Raw genomic sequence first — 14,305 nt, 5'->3', positions numbered from 1 at the left:
TTATATAAGCGTGTGTCTTTGTAAAAAGACACACGCTTTTTTGTATTTTTATCAATCAAAATAGTAATGAAAATGAAATTCTATTCGATTATCCTGTGTTTATTAACGACAATTGTTTTAGGACAATATCAAGAAGTTAATCCACCAAAAAATATTAAAACTATTCAAGTTTTTAATCCACAAACAAACGACAATACACCAATTATCAAGTTAGGTTCAGAGGAAAGTTTATTTTTTCTTTTTGATGATATTAATGCAGGATATAGACGTTACCAATATTCTATCGAGCATCGAAATGCAGATTGGACAGAATCAAATATTTTTCAATCCGAATTTCTAAATGGTGTAAACGCAGATTATGCACGTACATATAAAAACTCGTTCAATACTTATCAAAAATACACCAATTATCAAATTCAATTTCCGAACGAACAAATGAATATTAAATTACCAGGAAATTACATTTTGAAAGTGTATTTGGATACGGATGACAACCCTATTTTTACGAAAAGATTTGCCGTTTATCAACCAATTACAGATGTTGGCGTGATGGTTTCTCGTTTTAATAATCCAACTGTTAAAGAATTGAATCAGCGCTTACAAATTCAGGTTTCAAGTGGAACTCAAAATTTGACGGAAGTTCCAGATGGAGCAAAGTTATTTTTGATGAAAAATAACAATTGGAACGAAGGTTATTTTGTTAATCGACCATCATTTTCTCGTCCAAATCAATTAACATACAACGATACCAATACACTTTTTGAAGGAGGAGCTGAATACAATTGGTTTGATAATAAAAATTTGGAGGTTCCGAGTATGACAACCGAAAAAACATTCAGAAAAGATAGTGTTTACCATACTGTTTTACGCGTAGATTTTCCGAAATACAATTTACCATATGATGATTACCCAGATATTGATGGTAATTTTTATATCCGAAATAACCGTTATGGAAATGAATATGCAGCGAATTCTGAAGCGGATTATTCGTGGGTTTATTTTGCGTTAGATGCGTTCGAAGATCAAAACGGATTGTATGAACCTTACGTCGTGGGAGCTTTTAATAATTGGAATATTGATGAAAATTCGAGATTAGAGAAAGATGATTCAGGACTTTGGGTAACCGAATTATTTTTGAAACAAGGCTATTACAATTACCAATACGTTGTAAAAAACACCAAAACAGGAAAAATAGATCCAAGTTATGTGAGTGGAAGTTTTTGGCAAACCGAAAACCAATACCAAGCTTTATTTTACTATAGACCTTGGGGACAACGTTACGATATTTTGATGGGGTACGGATCAGGAAATTCGAGGAGATAAATAATTTCAAATGAATTTTTCTAAATTTTAGATTTAAAAATTTCACTATAATTAACGATAGAATTCACTATAATTCTATTTAAATTTGGACATGAACTTTATATTCAGATTTTTATCACTCACTATATTGTTTTTTTTGGTTGGATGTACTTCCGAAACCAAAAAATCTCCCGTAGATTTTTATTATTGGCGAAGTAATTTTTCGATCAATGAAATGGAGAAAAATACAGTCGATTACCTAAAGGTAGAGAATGTTTACATTCGTTTTTTTGATGTAGATAAAAAAGCAAATAAAATTTCACCAATTGGGATTATTCAGAATTTTGATGCAACAAAACTTAACGTTAATTATATTCCGACCATTTTTATTACCAATCAAACTTTTCTAAATACATCCAAAGATAAAGTAAAAAATTTGGCTAAAGATGTGTTTAATTTTTTGAACGAAACAGCTGAAAGAGGAAGCTTAAAAAGCTTTGATGAAATTCAAATTGATTGCGATTGGACAAAATCGACACGAGAAAATTATTTTACATTTTTGTCTGAATTGAAACATATTTCGGGCAAACAAATTTCTGCCACTTTACGCTTGCATCAAGTGAAATTTAAAGAGCAAGAAGGTGTTCCACCATTGGATAAAATGGTTTTGATGTGTTATGCTACCGAAAATCCGACCGATCAAACTGAAAACAATTCAATTTTAGATTTGAAAATAGCCAAAGATTATTTACAAAATTTAGAAGATTATCCAATCAAATTAGACGTGGCTTTGCCAATTTATTCATGGGCGATTTTAACAAATCATCTTGGAAAAATAAAGTTAATCAATTCTTTTTCGGAGCAAGATTTGATAGGGAAACCTGTGAAAAAAGTTCGTGAAGGTTTTTACGAAGTTGAAGATGATTTCTTCGTTCGAAATTTTTATGTGAGCAAAGGTTTTACCATTAAAGTAGAAACAATATCACCTCAATTATTAGTTGAAACAAAGTCGTTTATCGATACAAAATTAAAAGACAATTACCGTTTGATCTATTATCATTTAGATTCAAAATTTTTAAATACAATTCCTAAAGATCTATGAAAAAAATAGTACTATCATTAAGTTTAATCTTTGGACTAACTCAAGCATTTGCTTGCGCTGATGGAGGAGGAGAAGATTACTATTATTACAATCTTTTTTCTCAAACATTAAGTGAAGCGCCACAATATCAACCTTTTTTGATGACATTGGATAATCCATATTATTCGATTGATGAAAATCAAAAAAATGAGAATATTTTAGATTGGCAAAAAACATTAGGAATCACATATCAACAAGCTTACGAATTGGTTTTTAAAGCATCAAAACAAGAAGTTGATTCGATGATTAAAACTGGAAAATCAACCAATTCAACAACCAATTTTGCGACAACAGATTGGATAAAAAAGAATAAACAACAATTGCTTTATTTATCATATGCCAAATATTTAGAGCCTTATATGGCATTTTATTACATTGATAATGGTGAGTGGTCGTATGTCGATCGTCCAGAAAAAAATGTTAATAATCTAAATTATAAAAAAGTTCTTGAGGTTCTAAAGAAGAGTTGGAATGCGGAAACAGATAAAGAATTGAAAATGCGTTATGGTTATCAACTGGTTCGTTTTGCACATTATTTCCATGAATACAGAGATGCTATTAACTATTTTAACATGTATGTAGCTTCTCAGGGACTAAAAAATTCGATGTATTATTATGCGTTAGATCAAAAAGGTGGTGCCGAACGTGCACTCGGAAATTATGTACAAGCGAATTATGATTTTTTCGAAGTTTTTTCACATTCTAATGACCGTAAATTAAGTGCTTATCAGTCGATGAACGTGACACAAGATTTAAATTATGAGAAGCTTTTGGCAAATGCAAAAACTACACAAGAGAAAAATGATTTGTATCTATTGATTGGTTACAATGACTTTTCTAATCCGTTAGCACCCGCGAAAAAAATTATTGCAAATGATGTGAATGCGCCACAAGCTCGAATTTTATTTGCGCGTTCTATCAATTTAATCGAGCGTCAATATTTGCAACAAAATCCTGAAGATTATTATTGGGGTTCGACACAAGAACGAAAAAAATACGCGGATTTGTATTTGCCTGTAAAATTGAATAACGAATATTATGGAAGTTCGGTTGATAATTCGAAAGAAGAAATTCAAATTAATGAGTTGATTGCCTTAGCAAAATTACAAGCTACAAAAGCCGATAACAAAGAATTTTGGAATTTATCGGTTGCTTATTTGAATTTATTGAATAAAAATTTTACCGAAACGAAGACGTATTTAGCAAAAGTAAATTCGACCTCGAAAGAATTTCAACAACAAAAAAATGTAATTCAAGTTTTATTAGAAATTTTCGAACAAAAGAAAATTACGGATAGTTTTGAGAATCAATTGATGCAAAAATATGCGTCAATCCTTCATTACGAATACCCAAAATTACCAGAAAATGAATACGAATATCCTATTAGTGAGAATCAAAAAATGAATCTAAAAAATGTCATTTTAGACGTTTTGGCAAATCGATATTTTTTACAAGGCGATAAAGGAAAAGCGTTTTTGATTCATAACGAAATTACACAATTAGGTTCAAATCCGAATTGGGCGATTATCAACGATTTGGATAAATTGGATAAGAAAACGAATAAAACAGCTTTCGAAAAATATTTAATCAATACAAAAGTAAAATCGAGTTCATGGGATTGGAGAACCGAAAAATCAACGGATATTCAATATAAATTAGCTGATTATTTAGCTGATTTCAAAGGGACTATTTATTTGGGCGAAATGAAATTTGATTTAGCAAAGAAGGAATTCGAAAAAATAGATCCAACATTTCATACTTCCGAAAGTTCATATTTTGTGTATGATTACAATTATTCGACAGAAAAAGAAACAAAAACTTGGGTAGAAAACCAATTTGATGGCTTTCATAATATTCCAAGTAAGATTTTTGGGTACAATAAAATTGAATGTTTTAACTGTGATGAAAATCAAGTAATTGAAATGCCTTATTTGAATGAGTTCAAATTTATCAAATCTAAAATGTCAAAATTAGAATTGACGAATGCAATGATTGAATTGAATAAAATCGGGAAAAAAAATTCTGAAGAAGGTGCGAAAGCAAATTATTTATTAGGAAATTTTTATTACAACACAACAACTTTAGGGTATTATCGCTATTTGTTGACATTTGATCGAAACAACGAGAATGGACCAAAATATCATAATTATGATTCGGAATATGAAGCAACAACAAATTTCTTTTATAAAAGTTTTGGTTGGGGTGGATATTATGTTGATAATTTTACACCTTCAGAAAATTATTTGAAAAAAGCGTTTGATGCAACTAAGGATAAAGAGATGAAAGCGCAACTATTGTTTGCATTATCAAAGAATGAACAAGGTCGTTTTTACAATGCAAAAGATCCAGTTTTGAAACGTTTGTATGAAGATCAATATTCGAATGAAAATAAAATATTGGCATATAAAGTGGCAAATTATCGTTCTAATTTCAAGAGTTTAAAACAATATTCAGATACGAAAGCGTATCAAGAAATCAAATCAAATTGTAAATATTTCGATTATTACACGAATAACTTTTAATCCAGTAAACGCTTCTAATTTTAGGAGCGTTTTTTGTTAGAAAATTTTTGACTCAAATAGACTATTATGAAATGTTTTGTAACACAAAAACCAATTCATCGCTATGAAGCTGTGAAAGGTAAAGAGATTCAACAAGAAATTTTTAAATTAATTCAACAAGATTATCCAGCTATATCCGAAGAAGATTATGTTTCAATTAAAGTTCTAAATAAATATCGTCGTTTATTTTTTGCTATTTTGATTTCGCAAGAAAAAGGTGAAATAGAAAAATTGGATCAAGATGTTATAGAAGCAATTCGAAATAATTCGATTCTTTCAGAAAATATCAAAGAAGAAACAGTAAAAACATTAACAATTGGTGAAAAAATAGCTGATAAGGTGGCTACTTTTGGAGGAAGTTGGACGTTTATTGTTGCGTTTTTTGTGTTTTTATTAGCGTGGATGTTACTTAACTTCTGGATGTTACATAACAAAGGATTTGATCCTTATCCGTTTATTTTATTGAATTTAATTCTTTCTTGTTTAGCGGCGATTCAAGCACCGATTATCATGATGAGCCAAAATCGACAAGAAGATAAAGACAGGGATAGAGCTGAACACGATTATAAAATCAATTTGAAAGCTGAATTGGAGATAAAATTATTAAGTGAAAAAATAGATCATTTATTGGTTCATCAAAACAAAAAATTATTAGAAATTCAGGAAATGCAAATTCAGTATTTAGAGAATATCGAAAAACAAGTGATTCAATCTAAAGATAAGAATGATACGGATCAAAAAGATTAATATAAAGAGGCAATTTAGTTAATTATTCAAACTGAAAATTTTCATTTATTTTTCATAAATTTGGACTTTGAATAAGTATAAACAAACAAAATAATAAGAATGTCAAAATCATTTGCTCAAATTCCTCAAGCTGTTAACGAAGAGGTGAAATCGTATGCTCCTGGTACGCCAGAGCGCGCGCAATTATTAGACGCATACAAAAAAATGTTTAACGAGGTAACAGAGGTTCCGCAATACATTGGTTCTGAAGAGATTTTTTCAGGAAATAAAAAAGAAATTCGTCCTCCACACGATCACCAAAAAGTGGTTGGTTATTTCCACGAAGGAACTCAAGACGATGTAAGAAAAGCGATAGATACAGCGTTAGCTGCAAAAGAAGCTTGGGTTGCAATGCCTTGGGAAGATAGAGCGGCAATTTTCTTAAAAGCTGCAGATTTAATTGCTGGTCCTTACCGTGCAAAAATAAATGCTGCAACGATGATTGGACAATCTAAAAATGCGATGCAAGCAGAAATTGATTCAGCTTGTGAGTTAATCGACTTTTTACGTTTCAATGTACAATACATGACTGAAATTTATGCAGATCAACCAGTTTCTTCTCCGGGAGTATGGAATCGCGTAGATTATCGTCCATTAGAAGGATTTACATTCGCAATCACTCCTTTCAACTTTACTGCAATTGCAGGTAACTTACCTTCTTGTATGGCTTTGATGGGGAATGTTGTTGTTTGGAAACCTTCAGATAAACAAACTTTAGCTGCTAAAGTGACTATGGAAGTGTTCAAAAAAGCTGGTTTACCAGATGGTGTAATCAATATGATTTTAACTGATGGAGCAGAAACTGCAAAAACAGTTTTAGAGCACAAAGATTTTGCTGGATTACACTTCACAGGTTCAACAAAAGTTTTCAATACTTTATGGAAACAAATTGGTGATAATATTAATAATTATAGAACTTACCCTCGTATTGTAGGAGAAACAGGAGGAAAAGATTTCGTTATGGTTCACAAATCTGCTTGTGCAACAGAAGTTGCTGTAGCTTTAGTTCGTGGAGCATTCGAATACCAAGGACAAAAATGTTCTGCAGCTTCTCGTGCTTACATCCCTTCTAATTTATGGAACGAGGTAGAAAAACAAATGAAAGAAATGTTAGCAACTGTGACATTAGGTTCTCCTGAAGATTTCTCTAATTTCATGACTGCTGTTATTGATAAAAATTCTTTCGAAAAATCAAAAGCATATATTGATCGTGCACATGCATCTTCTGAAGCTGAAGTTGTAATTGGTGGTACGTATGACGATTCTGTAGGATACTTTGTTCAACCAACAGTAATCAAAGCAACAAATCCTCAATACGAATCAATGGTAGAAGAAATCTTCGGACCTGTATTGTCTGTTTATGTATATGATGAAAATGAATTTGAAGCAACTTTAAAATTAGTAGACGAAACTTCTGCTTATGCTTTAACAGGTTCTATCTTCTCGAAAGATCGTGCTGCTGTGGGAATCGCATCTAATGCATTGAAAAATGCTTGTGGAAACTTCTACATCAACGACAAACCAACAGGAGCTGTAGTTGGGCAACAACCATTTGGTGGAGCACGTGCTTCTGGTACAAATGATAAAGCTGGATCTGCAATGAACTTGTTACGTTGGACTTCTGTTCAAACTATCAAAGAAACATTAGTTCCTGCGACAGATTATAAATACCCTTTCTTAGCAAAATAAATTTTTAAGAAATAAATTTAGAATAAGCCTTACATTTGTAGGGCTTATTTTTTTGGTATGAATGATAATTCGGAAAAAGCAATCAAAGCTTCGATTTTTAGTATTGTAGGAAATGCTTCTTTGGCTGGAATTAAGTTTTTGGCTGGTTATTTTGGAAATTCATACGCGCTTATTGCAGATGCTATCGAATCTTCGGCAGATGTTTTTTCATCAATATTTGTATTCTTTGGGCTGAAGTATTCAGCTAAACCAGCAGATGAAAATCATCCGTATGGACACGGAAAAGCTGAAGCGTTAATTACATTCTTAGTGGTTACTTTTCTGATTGTTTCTGCGATTATTATTGCGAAGGAGAGTATTACAAATATTATTACACCACATCATCAACCCAAACCTTTTACGTTATTAGTTCTTGGAGGAATTATACTGTTTAAAGAATTATCGTTTCAATATGTGATGCGAAAAAGTGTCGAGACCAATAGTTCTTCTTTAAAAGCGGATGCTTGGCACCATCGATCAGATGCGATAACTTCGCTAATGGCATTTATCGGAATCTCGATTTCTTTGGTGATGGGACCAGGTTGGGAAGCTGCAGACGATGTAGCAGCACTTTTTGCATCAACGTTCATTTTATATAATGCATATAAAATTCTTCGTCCTGCTTTGGGCGAAATTATGGATGAACAATTGTATGAAGATGAAATTGAACAAATTCGTGAAATAGCCTCACATGTACCAGGTGTTATGGCGACCGAAAAATGTAATGTTCGTAAGAACGGAATGAATTATTATGTGGATTTACATGCGATTGTAGATGGCTCTATTTCAGTTGTAGAAGGACATAAAATTAGCCATGATCTAAAAGATGCTGTTCAAGCAAAAATGCCTCAAGTAAAAGATGTGTTGGTGCATATAGAACCTACTTTTGTTTCGGTTCGAGAATATTTTCGAATCAATCAAATAGAAGATAAAAGGGTAGAGAGATAATTTAAATAAAAAAAGAGAAGCAATTGCTTCTCTTTTTGATTTTTCTTTATTTTTAAAAAATCATAATATATATAAAAGGTCGATTTTAGAATAATTTGAACCCAATACCAGTACTGATTAACCAAGGATTAAGATCTACATCTGCTGGCACATAAACTTGTTGATCCAAAGCAGCTCCAACTGTTACATCTGTGTTTAAATATAATTTTTTAACATCCACGTTCCAATATAATTTATCATTGATTTTATAATCAAATCCTAATTGAAATCCGAAGCCTACTTTATTTTCATAATCAACACTTGTTACAGCTGCATTTCTACCTTTTCCTGCACCTTCGTCGTAGAAAATTGTATAGTTAATTCCAGCTCCAATATAAGGTTTTAAATTTTTTGTAGGATACATATGGTATTGCACATTTACAGTAGGAGGAAGTAACATTACACGACCTAAATCTAAATTTCCTAATGCCGTATTTACAGCAACAACTTCATGTTTAGACGTTCCTAATATTAATTCGGCTGCAAGATTTTTCGTAATATAATACGTAAAGTCAATTTCAGGAATAACATTATTCGTAACAGCTACATTTCCACCTATAGCTTCAATTTTAGCATCTTCTACAGGAACTACACCTGTTGCTCTAACACGCATATGCAACTCTCCTGCTTCTTGACCAAATGAAATTGCTGAAGTTAAGATTGCTCCCAATAGTATAAGTCCTTTTTTCATAATCATTGTTTTTAATTTCTGACAACAAATCTCGGATTAATCTATCCGAATTAAAATGTTTAAAATCATTTTTTAAAATGACTTTAAACATTTGTAGTTAATTCAGTTTTTTTTAAAGTAAAAACGCTGAGAGTCAATTATTTTTAATGAATAAAAATAATCGTAAAAGAAAAACTTTTCACTTAATAGAAATTTATTACTTTTGAAGCTAAGTCATAAAAAAATAATAAAACTCAAAAAAATGGATTTCTTAGAAAATGAAAATTTATCATTAATCGCACAGTCTGCAAGAGATTTTGCAAAACAATACATTCAGCCTAATATTATGGAATGGGATGAAGCTCAAACTTTTCCTGTAGAAGTTTTTAAAGAACTTGGAAAAATGGGATTCATGGGAATTGTTGTTCCAGAAGAATACGGAGGAAGCGGATTGTCTTATGATGAATATGTATCGATTGTAGATGAAATCTCACAAGTTGATCCTTCTATTGGATTGTCTGTAGCTGCGCACAACTCACTTTGTACAAATCATATTTTAGAATTCGGAAACGAAGAACAAAAACAACGATGGTTACCAAAATTAGCAACAGCAGAATGGATTGGAGCTTGGGGATTAACAGAGCACAATACAGGATCTGATGCAGGAGGAATGTCAACAACAGCTGTTAAAGATGGTGATGAATGGGTAATCAATGGTGCAAAAAACTTTATTACACACGCCATTTCTGGAGATGTAGCAGTTGTGATGACACGTACAGGAGAAAAAGGAGCTAAAAATAATGCAACAGCTTTTGTTATCGAAAAAGGAACACCAGGTTTTACTTCAGGTAAAAAAGAAAATAAATTAGGTATGCGTGCTTCTGAAACAGCAGAATTAATCTTTGATAACGTACGTGTTTCTGATGCTAATCGTTTAGGAAATGTAGGAGATGGTTTCAAACAAGCATTGAAAATTTTAGATGGTGGTCGAATTTCTATCGCGGCTTTATCCTTAGGTATTGCAAAAGGAGCGTATAAAGCTGCTTTAAAATATGCACAAGAGCGTCACCAATTTGGAACTGCAATTGCCAATTTCCAAGCAATTAATTTCAAATTAGCTGAAATGGTAACTGAAATTGAAGCTTCTGAATTATTAATTCGCAAAGCTTCTTATCTAAAAAATCATAAAAAACCAATGACAACAGAAGGTGCTATGGCAAAATATTATGCATCGGAAGCTTGTGTTAAAATATCGAACGAAGCGGTACAAATATTTGGAGGATACGGCTATACAAAAGATTTTCCAGTAGAAAAATTTTACCGAGATTCTAAGTTATGTACAATTGGAGAAGGAACAACTGAAATCCAAAAATTAGTTATTGGAAGAAATATTTTGAAAGATTAATGCAAAAGGATTTGTTTAATTACTAAAGAGTTGTATATTTGCCATCTCAAAAAGAAATAGATAAAATTATGTTGATTATACCAGTAAAAGACGGAGAGTCAATCGAAAGAGCTCTAAAAAAATACAAAAGAAAATTTGATAAAACAGGTGTTGTACGTCAGCTAAGAGCACGTCAACAATTTACAAAACCTTCTGTTTCAAACAGAATTAAGATGAGTAGAGCAATCTACAAACAATCTTTATTGGCACAAGAAGAAGCGTAAATAGCTGTTTTAAACAATATAAAGAATTAATTTCTATTGACCTATTTATTAAAGTTGTAACTTTGATGAATAGGTTTTTTTATGGAATTAATTCAACTATTCTTAGATTATTTAGCGCTCGAGAAAAACTATTCTACGCTAACAATTACAAGTTACAAAAGAGATTTAGATGATTTTGTTGAGTTTTATCAACAAGAAGAAGATTCATCTGAAATTCAATACGCAACCAAAAATCATATTCGTGCATTTGTAATGTACTTATCCGAATTACAGAAGTCGGAGAAAACAGTAAATCGAAAATTAAGCGCGCTGCGCACGTTTTATAAATATTTACTCAAGGAAAGTCATTTAACGATTAACCCAATTGAACAAATACATTCTCTCAAGCAAAATAAACAAGTGCTGGTTCCATTTACACAGACAGAATTAAATGATTTGTTGAATAATGATGAATTCTTTCCTGATACGTTTGAAGGAGCAAGGGATCGTTTGATGATTGATGTGATGTATCAAACAGGTATTCGACGTGCCGAATTGATAAGTTTGAAAGAAAATGACATTGATCCAGCTACGCTCTCTATTAAAGTTTTAGGAAAAAGAAACAAAGAACGTATAATTCCGATTTCAACTTTTTTGTTAGAAGATTTAGCAATTTACAATACACGAAAACATAACGAAATTACCCTACAATGTACGAATGTTTTTGTAACAGAAAAAGGAAAACCTTTGTATGATAATCTTGTTTATTCCAAAGTTAAATATTACCTTAGTCTTATAAGTGTAAAACATAAAAAAAGTCCTCATATGTTGAGGCATTCATTTGCGACCCATATGTTAGATTCTGGAGCAGATTTGAATGCAGTGAAAGATATTTTAGGGCATTCAAGTTTGTCATCGACTCAAATTTATACACATGGAAGTATAGAAAATTTAAAAAAAGTGTTTAACAAAGCTCACCCACGTGAGAACAAAAAAGAGTAATTATGACAATTAACTTTCAAGCAGTAAACTTCAACACTAAACAAGGTTTAGAGGAGTATTTAGAAAAAAAATTAGAAAAATTAGAAACTTTGTCAGACAAAATCATTGCAGCAAACGTTTCTTTTAAATTAGAGAATACTGCAGAAAAAAACAACAAGACAGTTGATATCAAATTAGAAGTACCCGGAGATGATATCGTTGTGAGTAAAACTGGACAGTCTTTTGAGGAATGTATTGATTTGTCGGTAGATACATTGAAAAAATTAATTATCAGAAAAAAAGAAAAAATTAGCGATCGATAAAAATTGAAGAATTAGCTAAAAAAAAATCATAAAAATTTGGTTAATTCAAAAAACAGCGTAAATTTGCAGTCCGTTAAACAAACAATTTTAACGGACTGTTCTTTTAAAATAAGTCTTTTATAAATAAATAATGCCGATGTAGCTCAGCTGGCTAGAGCAGCTGATTTGTAATCAGCAGGTCGTGGGTTCGAGTCCCTCTATCGGCTCTAAGTTTTTTTATAAGAACAAAAAGTAAGGCGGGGAGATACTCAAGCGGCCAACGAGGACGGACTGTAAATCCGTTGGTTTCACCTTCGCAGGTTCGAATCCTGCTCTCCCCACAAACTTAATTTTTAAAAGTTTTGTGGTTTAGGATTTAATCTTTAAATTTGCAAAGCTTTTTAGAAGTGAATGCGGGAATAGCTCAATTGGTAGAGCGTCAGCCTTCCAAGCTGAATGTTGCGAGTTCGAGTCTCGTTTCCCGCTCAAATTCTAGTTCGCTAGTGTAGTTAATCTTTGTAAGTAGTTGTTGAAACTTATTTAATCTAAGGTTGGCGAATCAAAAATAAATACCTTTATATAAATTAAAAAGTGTATTTTTGCACTTGAAATAATTAAAAGTTATTTTTTTTAAATTTAAGTATAACAATAGAAATTAATAAAAAGTAAAATGGCAAAGGAAACTTTCAACCGTAATAAGCCGCACTTAAATATTGGTACTATTGGTCACGTTGACCACGGTAAAACCACTACAACTGCAGCAATTACTAAAGTATTAGCTGATGCTGGTTTTTCAGAAGCAAAAGCTTTCGATCAAATCGATAATGCTCCAGAGGAGAAAGAGCGTGGTATTACAATTAATACATCTCACGTAGAGTATGAAACTGCTAACCGTCACTACGCGCACGTTGACTGTCCAGGTCACGCGGATTACGTAAAGAACATGGTTACAGGAGCTGCTCAAATGGATGGTGGTATCTTGGTAGTTGCTGCTACTGATGGACCAATGCCTCAAACTCGTGAGCACATCTTATTATGTCGCCAAGTAAACGTTCCTCGTATCGTTGTTTTCTTAAACAAAGTAGATATGGTTGACGATGCTGAGTTATTAGAATTAGTAGAGATGGAAGTAAGAGATTTATTGTCTTCTTACGAGTACGATGGAGATAACACTCCAGTTGTTCAAGGATCTGCTTTAGGTGCATTAAACGGAGAACAAAAATGGGTTGATGCTTTATTGCATTTAATGGAAGAAGTTGATAACTGGATTGAAGAACCAGTACGTGACTCTGACAAACCATTCTTAATGCCAGTAGAGGATGTATTCTCTATTACAGGTCGTGGTACTGTTGCAACAGGACGTATCGAGGCTGGTGTTATTAACTCTGGTGATCCAGTTGATATCGTAGGTATGGGAGAAGAAAAATTAACTTCTACTGTAACTGGGGTTGAAATGTTCCGTAAAATCTTAGATAGAGGTGAAGCTGGTGATAACGTAGGTTTATTATTACGTGGTGTTGAGAAAACAGAAATCCGTCGTGGTATGGTTATTTGTAAACAAGGATCTGTTAAACCACACAAAAAATTCAAAGCTGAGGTTTATATCTTAACTAAAGAAGAAGGTGGTCGTCACACTCCATTCCACAACCGTTACCGTCCACAGTTCTACGTACGTACAACTGACGTAACAGGGGAAATCAACTTACCAGAAGGTGTTGAGATGGTTTTACCAGGAGATAACTTAACTATTACAGTTGAATTATTACAACCAATTGCATTAAACGAAGGTTTACGTTTCGCAATCCGTGAAGGTGGACGTACAGTTGGTGCAGGTCAGGTAACTGAAATTTTAGACTAATTATAGTCAATCAATAATATAGAAGATGTGGTAATCTTCAATGATTACCACTCTTTTTATTCTACGGGCATAGTTCAATGGTAGAATAGCGGTCTCCAAAACCGTTGATCAGGGTTCGAATCCTTGTGCCCGTGCTAAATGAAAACGATATGAAAATCGTACAATATGTAAAAGAATCCTTTGTAGAGTTTAAAGAACATGTAACATGGCCATCTTTTTCTGATTTACAAAGAGACACTATTATTGTTGCAATAGCTACAGTTCTGTTAGCTATATTTTTATATGCGGTAGATACATTATTCACACAAGTGCTTAACTTTATCTACGGCGCTTTTTAGTTTA

The 14,305-nt window shown here is 32.3% G+C and carries 13 protein-coding genes and 4 tRNA genes; 16 read left to right on the top strand and 1 reads right to left on the bottom strand.

What is annotated here, in order from left to right; all coding sequences use genetic code 11:
- Positions 1 to 66 precede the first annotated feature (66 nt).
- The 6 genes from Q0616_RS04700 to Q0616_RS04675 all read left to right on the top strand — a co-directional run bounded on the left by Q0616_RS04700 (position 67) and on the right by Q0616_RS04675 (position 8,466).
- Positions 67 to 1,323, top strand: coding sequence for a type IX secretion system plug protein domain-containing protein (locus Q0616_RS04700; RefSeq protein ID WP_171622832.1), 1,257 nt, complete (start codon positions 67 to 69; stop codon positions 1,321 to 1,323).
- Positions 1,324 to 1,537: 214 nt separating this feature from the next.
- Positions 1,538 to 2,404 (top strand): hypothetical protein, encoded by an 867-nt coding sequence (locus tag Q0616_RS04695; protein ID WP_298775468.1) that lies wholly within the window; start codon positions 1,538 to 1,540, stop codon positions 2,402 to 2,404.
- The gene (locus tag Q0616_RS04690; RefSeq protein ID WP_298775466.1) at positions 2,401 to 4,965 is read left to right on the top strand and encodes a hypothetical protein; all 2,565 of its coding nucleotides are present in this window, start codon (positions 2,401 to 2,403) and stop codon (positions 4,963 to 4,965) included. The genes Q0616_RS04695 and Q0616_RS04690 overlap by 4 nt, the downstream gene beginning before the upstream one ends.
- 66 nt (positions 4,966 to 5,031) lie before the next feature.
- A complete protein-coding gene (locus Q0616_RS04685) occupies positions 5,032 to 5,751 on the top strand; it encodes a DUF1003 domain-containing protein (protein ID WP_298775464.1) in 720 nt (239 codons plus the stop codon).
- A 99-nt stretch (positions 5,752 to 5,850) separates the two neighbouring features.
- Entirely contained in the window at positions 5,851 to 7,479 is a 1,629-nt protein-coding gene (gene pruA, locus Q0616_RS04680; protein ID WP_284584232.1) for an L-glutamate gamma-semialdehyde dehydrogenase, read from the top strand.
- A 57-nt stretch (positions 7,480 to 7,536) separates the two neighbouring features.
- The gene (locus Q0616_RS04675; RefSeq protein ID WP_298775460.1) at positions 7,537 to 8,466 is read left to right on the top strand and encodes a cation diffusion facilitator family transporter; all 930 of its coding nucleotides are present in this window, start codon (positions 7,537 to 7,539) and stop codon (positions 8,464 to 8,466) included.
- 85 nt (positions 8,467 to 8,551) lie between these two features.
- On the opposite strand, the gene Q0616_RS04670 is transcribed toward Q0616_RS04675, so the two are convergent.
- Positions 8,552 to 9,196 (bottom strand): OmpW family outer membrane protein, encoded by a 645-nt coding sequence (locus tag Q0616_RS04670; protein ID WP_171622827.1) that lies wholly within the window; start codon positions 9,194 to 9,196, stop codon positions 8,552 to 8,554.
- Positions 9,197 to 9,437: 241 nt separating this feature from the next.
- Here Q0616_RS04670 and Q0616_RS04665 point away from each other — a divergent pair, with 241 nt between their 5' ends.
- The 10 genes from Q0616_RS04665 (at position 9,438) to secE (ending at position 14,301) form a co-directional block, all read left to right on the top strand.
- A complete protein-coding gene (locus Q0616_RS04665; RefSeq protein ID WP_171622826.1) occupies positions 9,438 to 10,580 on the top strand; it encodes an acyl-CoA dehydrogenase family protein in 1,143 nt (380 codons plus the stop codon).
- Positions 10,581 to 10,648: 68 nt separating this feature from the next.
- Positions 10,649 to 10,843, top strand: coding sequence for a 30S ribosomal protein S21 (gene rpsU / locus Q0616_RS04660; protein ID WP_171622825.1), 195 nt, complete (start codon positions 10,649 to 10,651; stop codon positions 10,841 to 10,843).
- Between the two features lie 81 nt (positions 10,844 to 10,924).
- Complete coding sequence (locus tag Q0616_RS04655) at positions 10,925 to 11,824, top strand: tyrosine-type recombinase/integrase (protein WP_298775457.1); 900 nt, start codon at positions 10,925 to 10,927, stop codon at positions 11,822 to 11,824.
- Positions 11,825 to 11,826: 2 nt separating this feature from the next.
- Positions 11,827 to 12,126: a ribosome-associated translation inhibitor RaiA gene (gene raiA, locus Q0616_RS04650; RefSeq protein ID WP_284584229.1), complete on the top strand. Its 300-nt coding sequence runs from the start codon at positions 11,827 to 11,829 to the stop codon at positions 12,124 to 12,126.
- A 132-nt stretch (positions 12,127 to 12,258) separates the two neighbouring features.
- Positions 12,259 to 12,332: transfer RNA gene (locus Q0616_RS04645), tRNA-Thr, on the top strand.
- A gap of 32 nt (positions 12,333 to 12,364) precedes the next feature.
- A tRNA-Tyr gene (locus Q0616_RS04640) sits at positions 12,365 to 12,446 on the top strand.
- A 72-nt stretch (positions 12,447 to 12,518) separates the two neighbouring features.
- Positions 12,519 to 12,591 (top strand) — tRNA-Gly (locus tag Q0616_RS04635).
- A gap of 184 nt (positions 12,592 to 12,775) precedes the next feature.
- Positions 12,776 to 13,963, top strand: coding sequence for an elongation factor Tu (tuf, locus tag Q0616_RS04630; RefSeq protein WP_171622822.1), 1,188 nt, complete (start codon positions 12,776 to 12,778; stop codon positions 13,961 to 13,963).
- A 63-nt stretch (positions 13,964 to 14,026) separates the two neighbouring features.
- Positions 14,027 to 14,097 (top strand) — tRNA-Trp (locus tag Q0616_RS04625).
- The gene (secE, locus tag Q0616_RS04620) at positions 14,089 to 14,301 is read left to right on the top strand and encodes a preprotein translocase subunit SecE (protein ID WP_298775454.1); all 213 of its coding nucleotides are present in this window, start codon (positions 14,089 to 14,091) and stop codon (positions 14,299 to 14,301) included. The genes Q0616_RS04625 and secE overlap by 9 nt, the downstream gene beginning before the upstream one ends.
- Positions 14,302 to 14,305: the final 4 nt, after the last annotated feature.

The sequence above is a fragment of the uncultured Empedobacter sp. genome, assembly GCF_937930195.1.
Classification (GTDB): Bacteria; Bacteroidota; Bacteroidia; order Flavobacteriales; family Weeksellaceae; genus Empedobacter; species Empedobacter stercoris.
The sequence above is the reverse complement of the archived record's forward strand: the minus strand, read 5'-3'. Positions and strand labels throughout refer to the sequence as shown.

Bases quoted from the DNA above. Each gene is read 5' to 3' on its own strand.
- Q0616_RS04665 (WP_171622826.1), top strand. From the start codon at position 9,438: ATGGATTTCTTAGAAAATGAAAATTTATCATTAATCGCACAGTCTGCA.
- tuf (WP_171622822.1), top strand. From the start codon at position 12,776: ATGGCAAAGGAAACTTTCAACCGTAATAAGCCGCACTTAAATATTGGT.
- Q0616_RS04670 (WP_171622827.1), bottom strand. From the start codon at position 9,196: ATGAAAAAAGGACTTATACTATTGGGAGCAATCTTAACTTCAGCAATT.
- Q0616_RS04690 (WP_298775466.1), top strand. From the start codon at position 2,401: ATGAAAAAAATAGTACTATCATTAAGTTTAATCTTTGGACTAACTCAA.
- Q0616_RS04695 (WP_298775468.1), top strand. From the start codon at position 1,538: ATGGAGAAAAATACAGTCGATTACCTAAAGGTAGAGAATGTTTACATT.
- Q0616_RS04685 (WP_298775464.1), top strand. From the start codon at position 5,032: ATGAAATGTTTTGTAACACAAAAACCAATTCATCGCTATGAAGCTGTG.
- rpsU (WP_171622825.1), top strand. From the start codon at position 10,649: ATGTTGATTATACCAGTAAAAGACGGAGAGTCAATCGAAAGAGCTCTA.
- pruA (WP_284584232.1), top strand. From the start codon at position 5,851: ATGTCAAAATCATTTGCTCAAATTCCTCAAGCTGTTAACGAAGAGGTG.
- Q0616_RS04700 (WP_171622832.1), top strand. From the start codon at position 67: ATGAAAATGAAATTCTATTCGATTATCCTGTGTTTATTAACGACAATT.
- raiA (WP_284584229.1), top strand. From the start codon at position 11,827: ATGACAATTAACTTTCAAGCAGTAAACTTCAACACTAAACAAGGTTTA.
- Q0616_RS04675 (WP_298775460.1), top strand. From the start codon at position 7,537: ATGAATGATAATTCGGAAAAAGCAATCAAAGCTTCGATTTTTAGTATT.
- Q0616_RS04655 (WP_298775457.1), top strand. From the start codon at position 10,925: ATGGAATTAATTCAACTATTCTTAGATTATTTAGCGCTCGAGAAAAAC.